The sequence below is a fragment of the Planococcus sp. VCh962 genome, assembly GCF_057748275.1.
On the sequence record NZ_JBYLHS010000005.1, the window covers coordinates 111,094 to 128,858 of the forward strand.

A 17,765-nucleotide genomic window follows, 5' to 3' on the forward strand; every position below is an offset into this window, starting at 1 on the left:
AACTAAGTTCCATTAATAGCTTCTCTTTATACCGTTCGCCACCTTTTCCATTATCCCTTTTCAGCATAATAAAAAGGCTTCACCCTTCTACTATAGAAGGGTGAAGCCTTTTGCTTAATTTGCTGGTTTTTCTCTGATCAGACGTTCTGTTTCAGTAAACTCTTTTTCAATCTGGTCATTTTTCTTGTACGTCATCAAACTTACGACTACCGCTACAAGCAAGCACAAGATGAATCCTGGAATGATTTCGTAAAGATTGACAGCAAAGTCTGCATCCAGGCTATCCCAGATGATAACCGTAGCCGCTCCAACGACCATTCCGGACAATGCGCCCCACGTTGTAAGCTTACGCCAGAATAGAGACAATAAGATTAGCGGGCCGAATGCAGCACCGAATCCTGCCCAAGCATAAGCAACCAGATCCAGGATCGTGTCATTTTGCTCCCAAGCCAGGAATGCAGCGATAAGAGCGATTGCTAATACTGCCATACGTCCTAAAGTTACGTATTGCTTATCAGTTGATGTTTTTTTAAATGCAATTTTGTAGAGATCTTCTACCAACGCGGATGAAGTTACGATTAATTGTGAAGAAATCGTGCTCATAATCGCAGCAAGGACAGCCGCCAACATAAATCCTGCGACTAATGGATGGAAGAAAATTTGCCCCAGGACAATAAAGACTCCTTCAGGATCTCCAAGATTCAAGTTCGGATTTTGCTGGAAATAAGCAATACCAACGAGAGCCGTTGCTGCAGCTCCAAGAAGACTTAAGATCATCCAGCTGATGCCGATACGGCGAGCTTGGCGCACTTCTTTTAACGTGCTGATTGCCATAAAGCGAACAATGATATGCGGCTGGCCGAAGTAGCCAAGCCCCCATGCCACAGCTGAAATAATCCCGATAAGTGAGGCTCCTGTTGTGAAGTTTAAGAGCGCCGGGTCCACTTCACGAATGCTCGCTGCAGTTTCACTGAATCCACCGGTTACGAATATCCCGATGATCGGCACCAGAATAAGCGCCAGGAACATCATGAGTCCCTGCACGAAATCTGTATAACTCACTGCAAGGAATCCACCGAATAATGTATAAGCGACAACAACTCCTGAAACAATGACTAAGCCCAGGTGATAATCAAGGCCAAACGAACTTTCGAAAAAGACTCCTCCGGCAACCATGCCAGACGACACATAAAACGTAAAGAAGATTAAGATAATTATTCCGGAAACGATTCGCAATAAACGTGATGTGTCTTTCAAACGGTTTTCCAAAAAGCTTGGAATTGTAATCGAGTCACTTGTAACGAATGAATAAACACGCAAACGGGGGGCTACGAAGAACCAGTTTAAGTAAGCTCCGATTGTTAAACCAATCGCAATCCAGACTTCCACAAGTCCACTTACATAAATCGCTCCTGGCAATCCCATCAAAAGCCATCCGGACATGTCGGCTGCTCCAGCACTTAGAGCTCCTACTGCCGCTCCAAGACCACGTCCTCCCAGCATATAGTCTGTAAGGTTAACAGTTTTTCGATAGGCATACCAACCGATGAAAAGCATGGCTGCCATATAAATGGTTAATGCAATAATTTGAAACGTTGAATCTGACAATCTTTCCACCTCCGTTTTTTTAGTTTATCATCTTCTTGATTTTTTACCAGAAAAATTTTGTTTTGTTCCGGAAGTGAAGGGGGAAAAGAACAACAAGGAGGCGATGATCGTGCCATGGAGCAAAAATGATTATCCGGATTCATTCAAAAACTTAAACTCCGAGGTGAGGAACAAAGCAATCGAAATTGCCAATGCGCTGCTGCGTGATGGTTATGAGGAAGGCCGCGCCATTCCTATCGCACTTGATCGCGCACGCAAAAGTGTAGAAGGCGACGAAGAAAAAGTGATCTTTGAAATCAAGGTGCATGATGAAGGCTGGCAGCTCAAGAAGAAAGACAGCAAAAAAGCGATTTTGATCGAAGAGACAAAAGAAGATTTAATGGGTGAAGCGAAACGCTACGCCAACAAAAATAATGGAGAACTGCACATTTATACAAAGGACGGTTCGCTTGAAGATGTCCTTTATGAACAGTAGTTTAAACGTAGAAAATCCGCTGTCCGAAGACAGCGGATTTCTTTTTTCACCGGAACCAGCCTTTATCTTTGAATTTGGAAATGGCTTCAATGCGGTTGCCCACTTCCAATTTGTCTAAAATGACGGAGATATAATTGCGTACTGTGCCGGTGGTGATAAACAATTCCTTGGCAATTTCCTTGGTGCTTTTGCCATCGGCAATCAATTCCATCACCTGATTTTCCCGCTCTGTCAGCGGATTCGCCTCAGCATATGCAAGATCCACCAATTCTGGAGCATAGACACGGCGTCCATCCACAATCGTGCGGATTGAAGCCGCTAAATCTTCACTCGGGCTATCCTTTAACAGATAGCCGCTGACGCCCGCTTTTCGTGCTCGTTCAAAATAGCCTGAGCGCGCAAAGGTCGTTAAAATGATGATTTTGCATAGATGGTCTTTCAGAAATTCTGCTGCGTCCAACCCGCTTTTCAAAGGCATTTCAATATCCATAATGACAATATCGGGCTGATGCTTCTCGACCAACGCAATCGCTTCTTCCCCGTTTCCGGCTTTGCCGACCACTTCCATGTCATCTTCTAAGTCGAGCAAAGAACCCAAAGCTCCAAGCATCATCCGCTGATCTTCGGCCAGTACAATCCGAATCACATTAACTCCTCCTCTTTTTCCTTGTAGAGAATCACATTGGGGACCCGGATATTCAAAGTGGTTCCGTCCAATGTTTTGATATCAACTGTGCCGTTGACAAATTCCAACCGCTCCCGCATCCCTGCCAGCCCATTGCCCTGCTGCTGGTTGCCGCCTTCCAGTCCGATGCCATCGTCCTGCACTTGCACGAGAACTTCTTCAGGTTTTTGCTTGATTAAAATGCTGCAGCGCGTTGCTTTGCTGTGTTTAACGACATTTGTTACAGCCTCTTTCAAGCACATGCTGAGTACATTCTCCACAAGCAGCGGAGTATTATGCAGTTTAGCAGAACCGTATAGGACAAAGTCAATTTCTGCCGCTTTTAAAATTTGCTGGATCCGGAGCAGTTCGTCTTCCAATTTCGTTCCCCGCATATCCGAAACAAGCTCACGGACTTCTTTTAAAGCTGTCCGTGCTGTTTGCCGGATATCATTGATTTCATTCAATGCAGCGTTGGAGTCGCGATTGATCAGTTTGCCGGCCAAATCGCTTTTCAATCCGATCAATGACAGTTTTTGGCCTAAGGTATCATGCAAGTCCCGGGCAATGCGCTCCCGTTCTTCGATGACGATCAGCTGGGAAATCCGTTTATTGGCATCTTCAAGCTGGCCCTCCAGCTTCTCGCGCTTATTGCGGTTATACGTGTTGAAAGGAAGCAAAATAACACCTAAAATGCTCAACACGATAAACGGCAGCTGCGATATATATAAGGTGCTATGTTCAATCATTCCAAGCACCACAGCCAAAATCGTCGTGCCGATATGAATTCCATAGACAATGAAAAAACCGATTTTATTGCGGATATTGCCAATGAAAAAAGCTAAAAAGATAGCCAGATAGACATATCCAAACAAAAAAGTCATGCCGATGTTGATGGCGATTTCTATACTGATCCATACATAGGTAAAGCCTGTACGGGAATTAAAAGACAGCCGGTAAGCAATAAAGAACAGAATCAGCAACCCAATTCCTGCCGTGATTTCTATAGGCGAAGAAGACCGGAATATGAAAAAGAAAGGCAAGATACAGAAGATGACCCATGCATACACACTCAGCCAAGGGTTTTTCGGAAAAATTTGATACCAGCTTTGCATAATTTCGCTCCTTGTCCATCTATTATTCTTCATCATACCAAACAATGGCAAAAAGAAAAAACCATTCATCTGCGAATGGTTTTTCCTCCGATTGCTGTTATGCTGCTAATTTGCTATCGTCATTCAGCAAATGCTTGATGTCGCCGAATGTAACAAATGTTTTGTTTTTTGCATCGTATAATTTATAACGCAATGATTTAAGGCTTGATTTAAGAGTAATCGTTGTTGCTTGTTGTAGCGGCGGAGTAGATTCATGCGCTTTTTCCAAGTTATAGTTTGGAACACGCGGGCTTAAATGGTGAACATGGTGGAAACCAATGTTTCCAGTCACCCATTGAAGCACTTTTGGAAGTTTATAATACGAGCTTCCTTCTACAGCGGCCTTTACATAATCCCATTCGCTTTCATCTTCAAAATATGAATCTTCGAATGTGTGCTGTACGTAGAACAACCAAATGCCTAATGCTCCGGCGATAAACATTGTTGATCCTTGAACGATCAGGAATGCCTGCCAGCCGATTGCCCAGATAAGCACTGAATAGATAACCACTAGAGAAATGTTGATCAAGTACGTGTTGTTGCGCTCTTTTTTACGTGCATCTTTACGGTTGAAACGGCTAGAGATCAAGACTAGGAATAATGGACCGAAACCGAACATGACCAATGGATTGCGGTACATACGGTATTTGAAACGTTCCCATTTAGAAGCCTCGACATACTCTTCAATTGTCATGACCCAGATGTCGCCCACTCCGCGCTTATCAAGGTTTCCGCTTGAAGCGTGGTGAATGGAGTGCTCACGTTTCCATTTTTCATAAGCAAACAATGTCATAATCCCTGTGATGGTTCCAACTATTGCATTTGCTTTTTTGTTCTTGAAGAATGATCCGTGTGTGCAGTCATGGAAAATGATGAAGGTACGTATTACAAATCCTGCAGCTACTGCTGATAAGGCGATTGTTAACCAAATGGACACGTCAAGTGCCTGGTAGGCTAAAAACCAAAACAAAATGAATGGCGGTATTGTATTTACCAATTGGCGTACACTGGCTTTTACATCGGCTTTTTCAAATGGAGCTACAAATTTACGTAATTGGGCTGTCTTCTCTCTGCTCATGTTCTTCCTCCTTATGCGAGCTCTTTCCGCTCGTATAACTTATTATCCTAATGATAAAAAATAGAGAGAGTTCAAAAAAGGCATAAACGTCTGGTTTATATATGACACTTGTCATGTCTTTTCAATTTATAAGGGAAAACCCGGAGAGTTCCTACCTGCATCTTCCTGCTTGCTGTAACACATGAAAAACCGCCGATGCGTTGGCTTCGCGGCATGAAAACAGCTTTCCTTAATCGGCAAACTTCAGGGTAAACGAGCCGATTCATGTTGCCAAAACTATGACATGTCACATGGACTCTAAATTTAAAAAATCATTTTTTATTGCAATGGATTCATGTATACTGTGATTAATCAGAATTTTCAGGAAAGAGGTGAACGTCGTGACCGGTCTGGTAGCCGTCGTTATGGTATTTTCGATTCCGCTCGTTGCCATCATTACCTCTCACTTCCAAACGCAAACAAAATTAAAAAACAGATTGATCGAAAGTGAAATCGAACTGGAAAAATTGAAACACGAGAATTTCGTCATTGAAACACAAAAGATGCGCCTTCAATTGGAGCAGCTGAAACTCGAAGATGCCAAACGGGGAAATGATTTGCTCTTGAAATGATTAAGAAGCTCTAATCAGTGAAATCAAACAAAACACAAAAGCGCCGGCAACTCATTCAAGTTGCCGGCGCTTTTGTGTTTGTTATTGTATGCCTGTCGGAGCTGACACAGGCGCTTCCGCTTTTCGTTAGGCCATTACGCTTTTTTCTATTTTTTTCAGGTTGTAGAAATAGCCTTGTTCTTTCATGATTTCTTCATATGTCCCAGCTTCTACGATACGCCCTTGTTCCATGACGATGATTTGGTCCATTTGTTCCAAACCTGTTAAGTCATGACTGATGATGACGAAAGTATCTTCTTTTCCTTGTTCAAACAATTGAGAGTAGATAGCCTTTGCTGTGATTGGATCGACTGAAGAAACTGGTTCATCCAACAGCCAAAGTGGTTCTCCTCTCAAGATGGCCCGTGCAATGGCAAGCCGCTGCTTTTCGCCTCCGGACAAGTTCTCGCCTTTTTCATTCACTTTCATGGACAGAGAAAATGTGTCGAGCTGCACTTTGGCTAATGCTTGTTCCATTTCTTCATCTGCTGCAATTTCATTGGCAATCAATAGATTGCTGCGAATTGTGCCAAAGAAGAAATGATTTTCCTGCAGCACCACATTCATCCGCCGCCATAATTTTTCGGGATGGATTGTCTCCAACGGCTCACCTCCGATTGAAATAACGCCCTTATCCGCTGGCAAGACATTCAACAAGAGCTGGAGCAATGTGGATTTACCTGAACCGCTTGGTCCGACGATCGCTGTTTTTGATCTAGCTGGAAGCCGAAGAGAAATATTGTTCACTGCTGGACGCTCTTCTTCCGGATACGTAAAGGAAACATTTTCAAAAGCAATTTCAAGCGGCTCCACTGGCAAGGAGCGATCACCTGGTTCCCGGACCGGTTCTGTGACTACCTGGTCAAGACGGACAGCCGCTTTTCTGTTTTCTTCAAAATGCGCCGGGAAGACGGCCATTGGCGCCACATTTTCAAAGACAGCGATGGAAACCATTACGAGCATTGCTAAATATAACCCTTCCAGTTCTCCGACTGAGACGAAATATGCACCAAGCCCCAGTACAAAAAAGGATGCCAGCAATGCCACAAAAGCATTCACTGATTGGCCGAAGTTTTCTTCCAGCCCCTCTTTCCGCTGCTGTTCTGCATAGCTCTCCGAAAATACCCTTAAGTCACGCTCTTTACGTTCCAGCTGCTGATATATCTTCAAATCCCGAAAGCCATACAGAAACTCTGTCGCTTCCGTTGACAGCGCTGCACGGCTGGTCCGAACAGCAGAATCAATTTTGCGCTGGCGCCAAGCAAAAATGGCCGGCACCACCACAATCGTCAATAACATTCCTGCCAATATCACCATGGCGAGAGCCATCGAGAAAAAAGAAGCAAAGAAAATGGTACTAAGGAAAACCAGGCCGAGTACGACCGGCGGGTAAAAGACACGCAATAAGAAATTTTGCAGACTCTCTACATCGCCGACGATGCGCGCCAGCAAATCCCCGCTCCGGTATTTCTGGAAAATCCCCGGCGCCAAAGGAGACAGTCTTTCAAAAAATGATACTCGCAAATTGCTCAGCATTGTGAAAGTCGCCCGGTGTGAAAACAGCCGTTCTGCATAGCGGCTTAACGCTGACACCAGTCCAAACATTTTTAAACAAGCACCCATGACGATTAATATGGTTATTTGAGAAGTCAGTGCTGCTTTTGAAATCAAATAACCGCTTGAAGCCATGAGGGCCGCTCCTGCAATCCCTGCAAGAAAACCAAAGAAGACCGCAATCGCTACATCCCTTTTTTCATAGAGAGTCAAAACTAACATCTGTTTCAGTTCTTTCATTGCACAATACCTCCATGCTGTACTGCCAGCATTTCTTCATAAGGCGCATAAGTCTCCAGCAATTCGTCGTGGCTGCCGGCCGCTGCCAGCTTCCCTTCAGACAAAATCAGAATCACGTCAGATTGTTTGATGGTATGCAATCGGTGGGCAACAGTTATAATCGTCGCCTGTTTTCCAAGTTCAGCTAATGATTCCTGCAGGATTTTTTCTGTCTGGAGGTCAAGGCCGGTTGTCGGTTCATCAAACAAGATGATGGAAGGCTGTTTCAGGAATGCCCGGGCAAGTGCAATCCGCTGCTTCTCGCCGCCAGACAATCCTCTTCCCGCTTCACCGATCAGCGTATCCAGTCCATCTTTTAACGACATCACCATTTCTAAAATGCCCGCCTTCTCCGCCGCTTCCCAGACCTCTTCGTCCGTCGTTTCCCGGCCGGCCCCAATTGCGATATTTTCTTTAATGGTTCCTGCAAACAAATATGGGTTTTGTGAAATATAACTTAATTGCTCAAACCAGGACTTCTCTTCGATCCGATCCCGGGGCACTCCGTTTACCAGCACATTGCCGCTTTCCGGCGGCAACAACCCAGCAATGGCATGCAAAAGCGTCGTTTTTCCTGAACCGCTTTTCCCGATGATCGCCATTTGGCTATAAGGCGGAATTTCCGCTTGAATCGGTTCTAATTTAAACTCATCCCCATATTGGAATGAAAAACCATTCAACGTCAGATGCGGCGGCTCATTTGATAATAAGCCTTGCCCCCACTCAACCGCGGGTTCTTCTTTTTCCAGATGGGCCGACAGCCGGTTAGCAGCTGCCGTACTCCCTTTTCCTGTATGGAAGGCACTGCCGAAATCTTTCAGCATATTAAAGAAATCCGGAACAAGAATCATCACAAAAAATGCCGTGAAAAATGTCAGGCTATCAAACACTACTAAGCGCAAACCGATTTCCAATGCGATGATTCCCATACTGAGCATCGAAATATACTCCAGCATGAGTGAAGATAGAAACGCCGATTTCAGTACTTCCATGGTGGCGTCCCGGAAATCCAGGCTGCTTTTTTTAATGGTCTGCTGTTGCCGCTCGGCTTGGCCAAATAATTTAAGAGTCGTCAAGCCTTGGAGAACATCAAGAAAAGTGCCGGAAAACTGTCCGAGCTTTTCCATTTGCTGATCCGCTTTTTCTTTTGTTTTTATTCCAACGAGCGCCATAAATACAGGAATAAATGGGGCCGTGATTAATATAATCAATCCTGTCACCCAATGCTGAGAAAAAATGACAATCAGCAGCAGGATGGGAATAATATAGCTTTGAATCATTTGCGGGATATATTTACTGTAATAACCATCCAATTCATCCACAGCATCCAGCAGCAAACTGACTTTTTGCCCGGATTGCCCTTGGATAGAGGCTTGCAGCGGATTAGCCGCAAAAGACTTGATCAATTTCTCACGCAAACGCGCTTTCACTTCTGTTGCTAAATTTACACCTGAACGGCCGATCACATAGCCGCTTAAGACACGCAGTAAAATAACACCAAGCAGTCCAAAAAGATAAGGGACGACATCCTGGAACGAAGCACTTTTAAGAAAAACGCTATCTGCGATTAACACAAAAAATAAGGCTTGCCCAATCATTGCCAGCCCTTTCAGGAACGATGCAATGACTAAGAAGGCCATAATGTTTTTACGTTCATAAGCCAGTTGCTTTAAATCAACCATGCCATTCTCTCCTTTAATCGCTGTTGCTTTCATTATAAAGCAATAGAGGCAATATTCCGTTCCAGGTGCCCGGTTTCAGCCCATTTAGAGCCCTCTTTGTTACAGTGATGTTCACAATATCCGGCAGCTGTTTCTATTTAATAAAAACAAAAAGCCCTCCGGGAAAAATTCCGGCGGGCTTATTGATTGAACATATTCATCTTGGCATTTCTTTGCTGAAAGTTTTGGAGAACCGATTGGAGAAAAGAAATATCTTCTTTAATTTGTGATTTCAAGGAATCATTCGCACAGTTCTGATATTCACGGCTCAACTTATTCAGTTCGTATTCGAACACTCGCTTTTCCTCGGTTGAAATCATCTTTGACACCTCAAAGAGTTGCAGTTTTTAAGATTCGTTCTATATCACCATAATTATCTTGATATCATAACAAAAAATTCGGTTTATTGCTATATAAAAAAGAAAATTACTCACAACAGCAAAAGTAAAATTGAATACCCTACAATTCCACTGCAAAAAGCAGAAAAGCTGCTTTCCCGTTCTTCCGGCAATTCTTCTTTTAATACATTTAACACTATGCCCCCTGCAAGCAATGCAGTAAGCACCGAAACGATCAATTCATTTACTTCTGTTAATAAGCCGACTCCCCAACCGGCTAAAATAGCTATTGCCAGCAGCCATCTTCCGTATTTGTCGTACTCTTCCTGATGGGTGGCCCGGAGCGCTTTATCGTTTGTGAGAAAGTGGACACCCATGGCAATAAAGAAAAGTAGCATGCCCCAAATCGTTTCATAATCTTCACGGATAAGTAAATACCCAATCAAGGCATTATAAATTATGAAAGAACCGATATGGACCCAAAAAACCCCATCTTTTGAATGCTGCCGGTTTGATTTTTCATGCCTTCTCTTGGTGGACTTGACCATTTGTTCTAAGCCGTAAAAAAACACCAGTCCGAGCATGGCAATCAGATAGATATGATGTTCAAGGAAGCGCCATGCCGAATTTTCCAATTCACCTTGCAGCTCATTTTGAAAGACGCCCAGTTCCGGCAATAAATGCAAAAATACATAAGCCACTGAAATACCGCCGGCAATCGACAGAAAACGGCTCCGTGGAACCACTTTTAAAAACTTCATGCTTTTAGAAAATAGATGAATAAGAATAAATCCAATCACAAATAATAAACTGAGCCACACCATGCTTGCTTTAACCCTCCTTGCCTTAAAAACAGGCAAAGCAGGCGAGGTTTTTTGAACCCTGCCTGCTTTGCCGGAATTCATTTATTGAGTCTGGCCATTTTTAATCCACTGAGCCACTTCGATTGTGTGGTTTGCTTGGTATTTGACAGCATCTTCTACGTCTTCCACCATGCCTTCTGATCCGGCTGTAACAGTGGTGCCATATGGGTTTCCGCCCGCTTTAAACAAGGCCGGATTGTTATAGCCCGGTGCTGCAACAATGGCTCCCCAATGGAACATCGAAGTATAGACAGATAAAACTGTCGCTTCCTGACCGCCATGCGGATTTTGGGCAGAAGACATCGCACTTACGACTTTATTCGCCAATTTGCCTTCTGCCCATAACCCACCGGTCGTATCCAGAAACTGTTGAAATTGGGAAGGTACTTGGCCGTAGCGCGTCGGAATACTGAAGATAAAAGCATCCGCCCATTCAAGTAAGCTAGGTTCAGCTTCCGGCACATCTTGTGTAGCTTCGAAATGCGCTTTCCAAGCCGGATTGGAATCGATAGCTTCTTGCGGAGCAAGTTCCTTTATTCTTGCTACCCGCACTTCAGCTCCAGCTTGCTGTGCAGCTTCTTCGGCCCATCTCGCCATTTGATAGTTGGTTCCTGTCGAGCTGTAATAAATAATCGCCAATTTTACATTTGCCATGATTTTCTCTCCTTTTCGCATCAAGTCCGTGACTGCTACTGCCAATTGAGAAATATCCTGAATTAAAGATTTTTTCTTACCCTACTCGTTTCCCCTTTTTAGAATTTTATTAAACAACAAAACCTGATTGGAGCTTTTATTTCCGCTCCAACCAGGTCTTATATTTTTAACACTACTATTGCACTTCTGTTTTCTCAGTGCGCTCTACTGACATTTCCCGCAGTTTAAACTTTTGGATTTTACCCGATGCAGTCATCGGATATTCCTTTGTAAATTCAATATAGCGCGGGATTTTATAATGGGCGATTTTGCCTTTGCAATAATTGCGCAGCTCGTCCGCAGACAATTGCTGGCCTTCTTTTAAAATGACCCAAGCCATCAATTCTTCTCCATATTTCGGATCCGGCACACCGACCACTTGGACATCCTGTATGGCTGGATGCTGATACAAAAACTCTTCGATTTCACGCGGATAAATGTTTTCGCCTCCGCGGATGACCATGTCTTTGATGCGTCCGGTAATGGCGATATAACCATCTTCGTCTTCCACCGCAATATCTCCCGTATGGAGCCAGCCTTCTTCATCAATCGCATTGCGGGTCGCTTCTTCGTTTTTGTAATAGCCTTTCATGACATGGTAGCCTCGAGTGCACAGTTCACCCGGCACGCCCGTTGCTACTCTCTCATTGCTGACGGGATCGACAATTTTCACTTCGACTTCTGCGTGGGGCTTGCCGACAGTGGACACCCGTTTTTCAATATCATCATCGGCGCGAGTCTGTGTGATGACCGGAGACGATTCTGTCTGTCCGTAGGCAATTGTAATTTCCGATGCCCCCATGTCATTGATGACTTTTTTCATCACTTCAATCGGGCATGGAGAACCCGCCATAATTCCCGTACGCAAAGTAGAAGTATCAAACGACGCAAAGTCTGGGTGGTTCAGCTCAGCAATAAACATCGTTGGCACGCCGTGGAGCGCCGTACACTTCTCGTCTTGGACCATTTGCAGAACGCGCTTTGGTTCGAATTTTTCCGCTATGACCATCGTCGTCGAATGGGTGACAGCGGCCATCGTGCCGAGCACACAGCCGAAGCAATGGAAAAACGGCACCGGGATGCAGAGGCGGTCTTGTTCCGTCAAATTCATCGTGTCGCCGATGAGCTTGCCATTATTCACCACATTCCGATGCGTCAACATGACGCCTTTCGGGAAACCGGTTGTTCCGGAAGTATACTGGATGTTGATAACATCCTCCGGATTCATTGATTCAAAGCGTTCTTCCAGTTGCTCATCGGTTACTCCTTCGGCAAATGCCTCAAATTCACTCCAAGTAAAAATACCCGGATACTGATTTTCGCCCATGACAATGACCCGTTTGAAATGCGGCAGTTTCTTGCTTGAAATCGATCCTTTTTCAGCGGTTTTCAGCTCCGGGCATACTTCATTGATAATGTCGATATAACTTGTTCCTTTAAATTCTTCCCCTAAGATCAAGGTCGTTGCATCGGATTGCTTTAACAGATATTCCAGCTCAGCCGACTGGTAGCTGGTGTTGACCGTAACTAAAACCCCGCCCATTTTACCAGTGGCATACTGGCTCAGCAGCCATTCACGCTTATTGTCCGACCAAATGGCAATGTGTTCCCCTTTAGCAATGCCGATTCCCATGAATGCTTTGGCCAAGCGGTCCGTTTCTTCATCAAATTCCTTGTACGTTTTGCGGATGTTCCGTTCCGGATAGACGTATGCTTCTGTTTGCGGATGCAATGCCGCCCGTTCCCGTACGATTTGCCCTACCGTTTTTTCTACAATTGCCATTTCCATCCCCCTTAGCATGTAAACGTTTTCAATCCCCTTCCATATTATCACAAAATTCAAAACATGTTGAGAGGTAACCGGCTTCAAACCGTGCAGTCGCCCTTTCTCTGCTGGTCATGATAAAATACAACTATCATGAACGATGAAAGGATTTACAATGGAACTACAAAAAATGCATGAACAATTATCCCAACGCTTGCAAAACCGTTCACTTGTCTCGGCAACCATCAGCCAGCCGCGTTTAAAGTCGAATGAAATAAAACGCGTGAAGTTGAAGCCGGTGGAAATCAAAAACGACTATTTTATTCAATTTGAATATCAATATGAGCATGTATTAAAACACGAAAACCTTTCAGTTGAAGAAGCTCTCGACAAACTGGAACGCTTATTCGAGGAATTCCGCCAGGCTTTGTTTCAGTTCACAGAAGAAAAAATACAGATTCAGCTCTCAAAGAAATTCAAAGTTTCCTGGAAAGCGGAACAGACCGAAACAAAATCCGCTGAGCTGTCCCATAACCGCAAAAAACAGTATTTGCTGGAAGACGGCATCGCTTATCCATTTTTGGTCCGCCTCGGCGTCCAAAGTCCGGATGGCAAAGTGAAAAAGCAGAAATACGATAAATTCCGCCAAATCAATCGCTTTATTGAATTCATCGATGACGCACTTGTGCATTTGCCAAAAGATCGGACTGTCCGGATTCTCGATTTCGGTTCTGGAAAATCTTATTTGACATTCGCCTTATACCATTATCTCCGGATCGAAAAAGGGCTGGATCTTCGCGTGACAGGGCTGGACCTGAAAAAAGAAGTGATTGAAGAATGCCAGCGCATTGCGGAAGATTTGGGCTACGATCAATTGGAATTTTTAGTCGGTGATATCAATGACTATAACGAAGAATCAGCGGTTGACATGGTCGTTACGCTCCATGCCTGTGATGTGGCGACGGATATGGCACTGTCCCGGGCCGTAAAATGGAACGCCAAAGTTATTTTAAGCGTGCCTTGCTGCCAACATGAATTGAACAGCCAAGTCGCTGCCCCGGAACTCGGCATCATGCTGCAAAACGGCCTGATCAAGGAACGCTTTAGCGCGCTTGCTACCGATTCCATCCGCGCGGAACTTCTGTCGCTGGTCGGCTATGAAACGCAGCTGATGGAATTTATCGATATTGAACACACACCGAAGAATATATTGATCCGGGCTTACCAAACGGGCAAAAAGCCGATGCCTGGCCAATTTGACCGTTACAAAGCCTTCACTCAATTATTGTCCGCCAAACCATTTCTTGAAAACGAATTGAAGGAACTGCTATGAAACGAAAAAATTTAGTTAACGGCATCGTCCTTGCATTTTCTGTGATTTTTATCCGCTACTTGGATGTACATGTGTACGATATGAATCTCATCGTTAATTTTTTATTGATCGTCGTATTGATTGCTGGCTTAATGAAGCTTGTCGACCGCTTTCCTTCTCTTGATGAACCGGTAGGAAAACGGGCAGCGATGATTACCAACTTAACCGTGGTGATCGTGATTTTTTTATGTTTCTTTGCTTTGGATTTATAAGGATTGCTTGTGCAACGCCAACTCTGTTAAACCAAACAAAAGCCCGCCGGTTTCAATTGAACCGGCGGGCTTTTGTTTTCGTACTTTTATCGTCACTTAAGAAATTTGATCATCATCTAATTTTGCTGCTTCTAATTCGATTTGATAACTTTTCTTGTATTCGCGTGTTTCAGCGAACAAGATTAAACTGAAAACCCCTGCCAGAAGAAACGCCGGAAGCGAATCTTGTAAAAATCCCCAAACGAGTGAAACAAGTATTGCAGCGAAGATAAAACCAATGGCTTTTGCTGATTTACTGTTTTGTTCTTTGATCTCTTCTATTTTATATCGATTCATTCTATCACTCCCCCGATATAAGCATTATACGCAATTCATGCAAAAAGAAAAGGGGAAAATATTCTTTTCACATATTTTTAACATTTGAAATGTTAAATGCGTTAGTAAAATGTACATATTTGACCAAGTCTGGCCAATAAAAAAATAACGCCTCTCTTTATAAGGCGCTATTTCTTGATTTCATTTATTCACAGTTTAAAGTCATCTGGAATTCACGGTCGATTGGAATTCGGTTTTTCTTCAGCCTGCAGCTGGATGGATTCTTCAACATACGCTTTAACCGGTTCTAATGTAAATTCCAAATTGCTTGTTTTTAAATTATTGTCCAGATAACCCAGCTGATGTTCTTCTACGGTATAGGACTGCAGATTCAAGGTATCGTTGATGTAAAGCATTCCTTCATTCGTTGCCATCGGGGAAGGTGAACCTTCTTTCTCCCTTTGTTCAACTTGGTCCATGCCAATGATTAATCCTTCTTCCAGCAAAGCCTTCATCGCTTTATCATACCGCTCTTTTCCAATTTCTTGCGACAATCGCTGGTCCAGCGCTTTTACATCTTCAGTTGTAGCACCTCGGTAATATTGCACATAATAAGCCAGCAACACCTGTTCTTTGTCTTCAAATTCTTTCATGGCAAGCCCTCCCGTTTCGTTTTCTTCCCCTCTTATTCCCTTATTTTCATGACAATATGCTTTTTTATCACCATATTAGTTTTTGGAATTTCAACTTCAATACGCATAGATGTTACTACTGCGCTAAGCTTCGCCTGGATTAACGTAAAAAGCGGCACAAGCTCCGTTGCTTGTGCCGCTTTTGGTGATTTCAGGAGAAGTTGCTCGTATCGGGCTCAAAGTTGCTCGTATTTAACCCAAAGCCGCTCGTATCGGGCTTCGAGTCGCTCATAAGACCTTCCTGTTCCGCTCAATATGCAATGCCGACCCGGCTGCGGATAAATTCACTATCCTTGAGCTGGCGATAAGCAAATTCGGCCGTATCGCCGACCGTAATTTCTTTGCCGCCATCCGGCAAATAATCTTTTTCTGTCCGGTAGTTGCCGCGCACTTCGCCATCCGGCAAATAAGTCGGGCATACAATCGTCCAGTCCAAATCGATCGCTTCCAATAATCGAAAAACCGTTTCATGTTCTTCGGCAGCAAATGTCAGTTTGCGATTGGAGTCTCCTCCTTGATAGCGGAGCTTGCCAGGTGTAAGCCTGCTATTCAGGATTCCCGCAGTTCCAATGGTGATGATGCGCTGAACCCCTTCATTTTTCATCGCGTCGATAATCAGCGGCATGGCTTCAGACAATGTGGTGGTCCGGTCTGTACCGATTGCGCTAAACACCGCTTCAGCACCTTCAAGCGTCCGTTCAACATCTTCCGCTTTCCGGACGTCCCCAGTAATCACCTCAAGGTTCGGATGCTCATCCAGTTTAGGAGAACGCACAAGTGCCTTCACTTGGTGGCCGTCTGCCAACGCCTGCTTCAGAATTTGTCCACCCACCCGTCCGGTAGCTCCAAAAATCGCGATTTTCATTGCCATTCCCCTTTTCCGGTCTTTTATTTAAATAAAAACCCTTTTTTCGCCAATACGTCTTTGATGTCTTGGCGGCGCGGTTTTCTGAGGAACGTAGCCATCTGCTCGGTCCAGGTTGCAACTTTTTGGTTAGTGCTGCGTTCTTGATAATAGCGCTGAATCGTTTCATCGTATTCCGGCAGCAAGGTTTTGTATTTATCTTCATCGTATTCGTTTTCATGCAAAATCGCTTCAACCGGCAAGCGCGGCTTCACTTCATTGGCTTCATTCGGAACGCCGACTGTCAAGCCGTATACCGGAAAAACGCCTTCCGGCAAGCCAACCAACTCACTGATCGCTTCCATATTATTGCGCACACCGCCGATATAGCAGATGCCATACCCCTTTGACTCCGCTGCAAGTGCTAAGTTTTGTGCCAGCAGACCCACGTCGGTTACAGCCACAATCAAATTCTCTGCATGGTCAAAGACAATCGATTCATCTTGCATTTCACCGGCATGTTTCAAGCGGTTATAATCAGCACACATTAAAAAGACTGCGCCAGCACCTTCCATTTGCTGCGGATTTCGGGATAAGTCCCCAAGTGCTTTGCGTTTCTCCGGATCAGTCACCCAGACGATGGAATACGCCTGAACAAAATGGGACGTCGCTGCATGCTGTGCTGCCGCTATTAATTCACTGACCTCTTCCCGTGTCAGCTGCTTTTCTTTATAGTCACGCACAGAAGCGTGAGATTTCATTAATTCAATAACCATCATCGATGTCCCCTTTCCATTCTTTCTTCTATCGTATCAAAAACTTTCCTGCGATACTCTTTTGACGATTTTTGATAAAATAAATGCTGATGAGGTGAAATAATTTGAAAAAGTTCAAAACCGCTTTTTCCATTCTTTTTTTATTCGTGATCGGCGGTTTTTTCTTCATATGGATACAAAATGAATTAGAATTCCGTGAAGAATTGCAGCAGCGTCCTGCACCTTCCGGACTGCACCCGATTGTTGAGGAAAAAAGCAATGAATTGATTGCAAAAGCAGCAGATATCGGCATTGATGCAGTCATTACAGATGGCTTCCGTTCCGCAGCTGAACAAAATGGACTGCATGCAAAGGGCAGGAGCACATCCGGCAATGTGGTGACGCATGCACGCGGCGGAGAGTCTTATCACAATTACGGGCTGGCCATCGATTTTGCGCTGCGCCTCGATAATGGCAAAATCGTCTGGGACACGGAACGCGATGACAATGATAATGGGAAAGCTGATTGGTTTGAAGTTGCTGCTATCGGAAAAGAACTCGGTTTTGCGTGGGGCGGCGACTGGCAGCGTTTTAAAGACTATCCGCATTTGGAAATGACGTTTGGCTTGTCGATTGAAGAACTGCAGCAAGGCTATCGGCCCGAAGATGTAATAGAATAAAAGCAAAAGCCCCGGTTCAAAAGAACCTGGGCTTTTTTCGTGAAATAACCTTG

The 17,765-nt window shown here is 44.3% G+C and carries 18 protein-coding genes; 5 read left to right on the forward strand and 13 right to left on the reverse strand.

From position 1 onward, the window contains the following. Positions 1 to 114: 114 nt before the first annotated feature. Positions 115 to 1,608, reverse strand: a complete 1,494-nt coding sequence (gene putP / locus AC3AQ9_RS14335; RefSeq protein ID WP_488308166.1) for a sodium/proline symporter PutP — start codon at positions 1,606 to 1,608, stop codon at positions 115 to 117. A 109-nt stretch (positions 1,609 to 1,717) separates the two neighbouring features. Between putP and AC3AQ9_RS14340 the strand changes: the two genes are divergently transcribed. After that, entirely contained in the window at positions 1,718 to 2,083 is a 366-nt protein-coding gene (locus tag AC3AQ9_RS14340) for a DUF2188 domain-containing protein (RefSeq protein WP_488308167.1), read from the forward strand. Positions 2,084 to 2,129: 46 nt separating this feature from the next. Here the strand turns inward: AC3AQ9_RS14340 and AC3AQ9_RS14345 are convergent, their stop codons facing one another. From AC3AQ9_RS14345 to desA, 3 genes are all read right to left on the reverse strand, one after another. Next, entirely contained in the window at positions 2,130 to 2,729 is a 600-nt protein-coding gene (locus AC3AQ9_RS14345) for a response regulator (RefSeq protein ID WP_488308168.1), read from the reverse strand. Continuing rightward, the gene (locus AC3AQ9_RS14350; RefSeq protein WP_488308169.1) at positions 2,726 to 3,862 is read right to left on the reverse strand and encodes a sensor histidine kinase; all 1,137 of its coding nucleotides are present in this window, start codon (positions 3,860 to 3,862) and stop codon (positions 2,726 to 2,728) included. The genes AC3AQ9_RS14345 and AC3AQ9_RS14350 overlap by 4 nt, the downstream gene beginning before the upstream one ends. Before the next feature lie 97 nt (positions 3,863 to 3,959). Further along, positions 3,960 to 4,979, reverse strand: a complete 1,020-nt coding sequence (desA, locus tag AC3AQ9_RS14355) for a Delta(5) desaturase DesA (protein WP_488308170.1) — start codon at positions 4,977 to 4,979, stop codon at positions 3,960 to 3,962. Positions 4,980 to 5,359: 380 nt separating this feature from the next. Here desA and AC3AQ9_RS14360 point away from each other — a divergent pair, with 380 nt between their 5' ends. Then, positions 5,360 to 5,590 carry a hypothetical protein gene (locus tag AC3AQ9_RS14360; RefSeq protein WP_488308171.1) on the forward strand — a complete coding sequence of 77 codons (231 nt, stop codon included), beginning with the start codon at positions 5,360 to 5,362 and terminating at the stop codon, positions 5,588 to 5,590. 126 nt (positions 5,591 to 5,716) lie between these two features. Here the strand turns inward: AC3AQ9_RS14360 and cydC are convergent, their stop codons facing one another. From cydC to AC3AQ9_RS14385, 5 genes are all read right to left on the reverse strand, one after another. Continuing rightward, entirely contained in the window at positions 5,717 to 7,423 is a 1,707-nt protein-coding gene (cydC, locus tag AC3AQ9_RS14365) for a thiol reductant ABC exporter subunit CydC (protein WP_488308172.1), read from the reverse strand. Further along, a complete protein-coding gene (cydD, locus tag AC3AQ9_RS14370; protein WP_488308173.1) occupies positions 7,420 to 9,144 on the reverse strand; it encodes a thiol reductant ABC exporter subunit CydD in 1,725 nt (574 codons plus the stop codon). The genes cydC and cydD overlap by 4 nt, the downstream gene beginning before the upstream one ends. Positions 9,145 to 9,613: 469 nt before the next feature. Further along, the gene (locus tag AC3AQ9_RS14375; RefSeq protein WP_488308174.1) at positions 9,614 to 10,345 is read right to left on the reverse strand and encodes a ZIP family transporter; all 732 of its coding nucleotides are present in this window, start codon (positions 10,343 to 10,345) and stop codon (positions 9,614 to 9,616) included. A gap of 81 nt (positions 10,346 to 10,426) precedes the next feature. After that, on the reverse strand, positions 10,427 to 11,038 hold the full coding sequence (wrbA, locus tag AC3AQ9_RS14380; protein ID WP_488308175.1) for an NAD(P)H:quinone oxidoreductase: 612 nt from the start codon (positions 11,036 to 11,038) through the stop codon (positions 10,427 to 10,429). 175 nt (positions 11,039 to 11,213) lie between these two features. Beyond that, positions 11,214 to 12,860 (reverse strand): AMP-binding protein, encoded by a 1,647-nt coding sequence (locus tag AC3AQ9_RS14385; RefSeq protein ID WP_488308176.1) that lies wholly within the window; start codon positions 12,858 to 12,860, stop codon positions 11,214 to 11,216. 157 nt (positions 12,861 to 13,017) lie between these two features. Here AC3AQ9_RS14385 and AC3AQ9_RS14390 point away from each other — a divergent pair, with 157 nt between their 5' ends. Together AC3AQ9_RS14390 and AC3AQ9_RS14395 are read left to right on the forward strand one after the other, a co-directional pair. Beyond that, on the forward strand, positions 13,018 to 14,175 hold the full coding sequence (locus tag AC3AQ9_RS14390) for a class I SAM-dependent methyltransferase (protein ID WP_488308177.1): 1,158 nt from the start codon (positions 13,018 to 13,020) through the stop codon (positions 14,173 to 14,175). Beyond that, positions 14,172 to 14,426 (forward strand): hypothetical protein, encoded by a 255-nt coding sequence (locus tag AC3AQ9_RS14395; protein ID WP_488308178.1) that lies wholly within the window; start codon positions 14,172 to 14,174, stop codon positions 14,424 to 14,426. Before AC3AQ9_RS14390 ends, AC3AQ9_RS14395 begins: the two co-directional genes overlap by 4 nt. 96 nt (positions 14,427 to 14,522) lie before the next feature. Here AC3AQ9_RS14395 and AC3AQ9_RS14400 read toward each other — a convergent pair whose 3' ends face one another. From AC3AQ9_RS14400 to AC3AQ9_RS14415, 4 genes are all read right to left on the reverse strand, one after another. Continuing rightward, a complete protein-coding gene (locus tag AC3AQ9_RS14400) occupies positions 14,523 to 14,762 on the reverse strand; it encodes a hypothetical protein (RefSeq protein WP_488308179.1) in 240 nt (79 codons plus the stop codon). 212 nt (positions 14,763 to 14,974) lie between these two features. Beyond that, the gene (locus tag AC3AQ9_RS14405; protein ID WP_488308180.1) at positions 14,975 to 15,394 is read right to left on the reverse strand and encodes a hypothetical protein; all 420 of its coding nucleotides are present in this window, start codon (positions 15,392 to 15,394) and stop codon (positions 14,975 to 14,977) included. Between the two features lie 289 nt (positions 15,395 to 15,683). Next, a complete protein-coding gene (locus AC3AQ9_RS14410) occupies positions 15,684 to 16,298 on the reverse strand; it encodes an NAD(P)-dependent oxidoreductase (RefSeq protein ID WP_488308181.1) in 615 nt (204 codons plus the stop codon). A 23-nt stretch (positions 16,299 to 16,321) separates the two neighbouring features. After that, complete coding sequence (locus tag AC3AQ9_RS14415; protein WP_488308286.1) at positions 16,322 to 17,053, reverse strand: NADPH-dependent oxidoreductase; 732 nt, start codon at positions 17,051 to 17,053, stop codon at positions 16,322 to 16,324. Positions 17,054 to 17,157: 104 nt separating this feature from the next. Between AC3AQ9_RS14415 and AC3AQ9_RS14420 the strand changes: the two genes are divergently transcribed. After that, positions 17,158 to 17,712 carry a M15 family metallopeptidase gene (locus AC3AQ9_RS14420; protein WP_488308182.1) on the forward strand — a complete coding sequence of 185 codons (555 nt, stop codon included), beginning with the start codon at positions 17,158 to 17,160 and terminating at the stop codon, positions 17,710 to 17,712. The last annotated feature ends 53 nt before the right edge of the window (positions 17,713 to 17,765 follow it).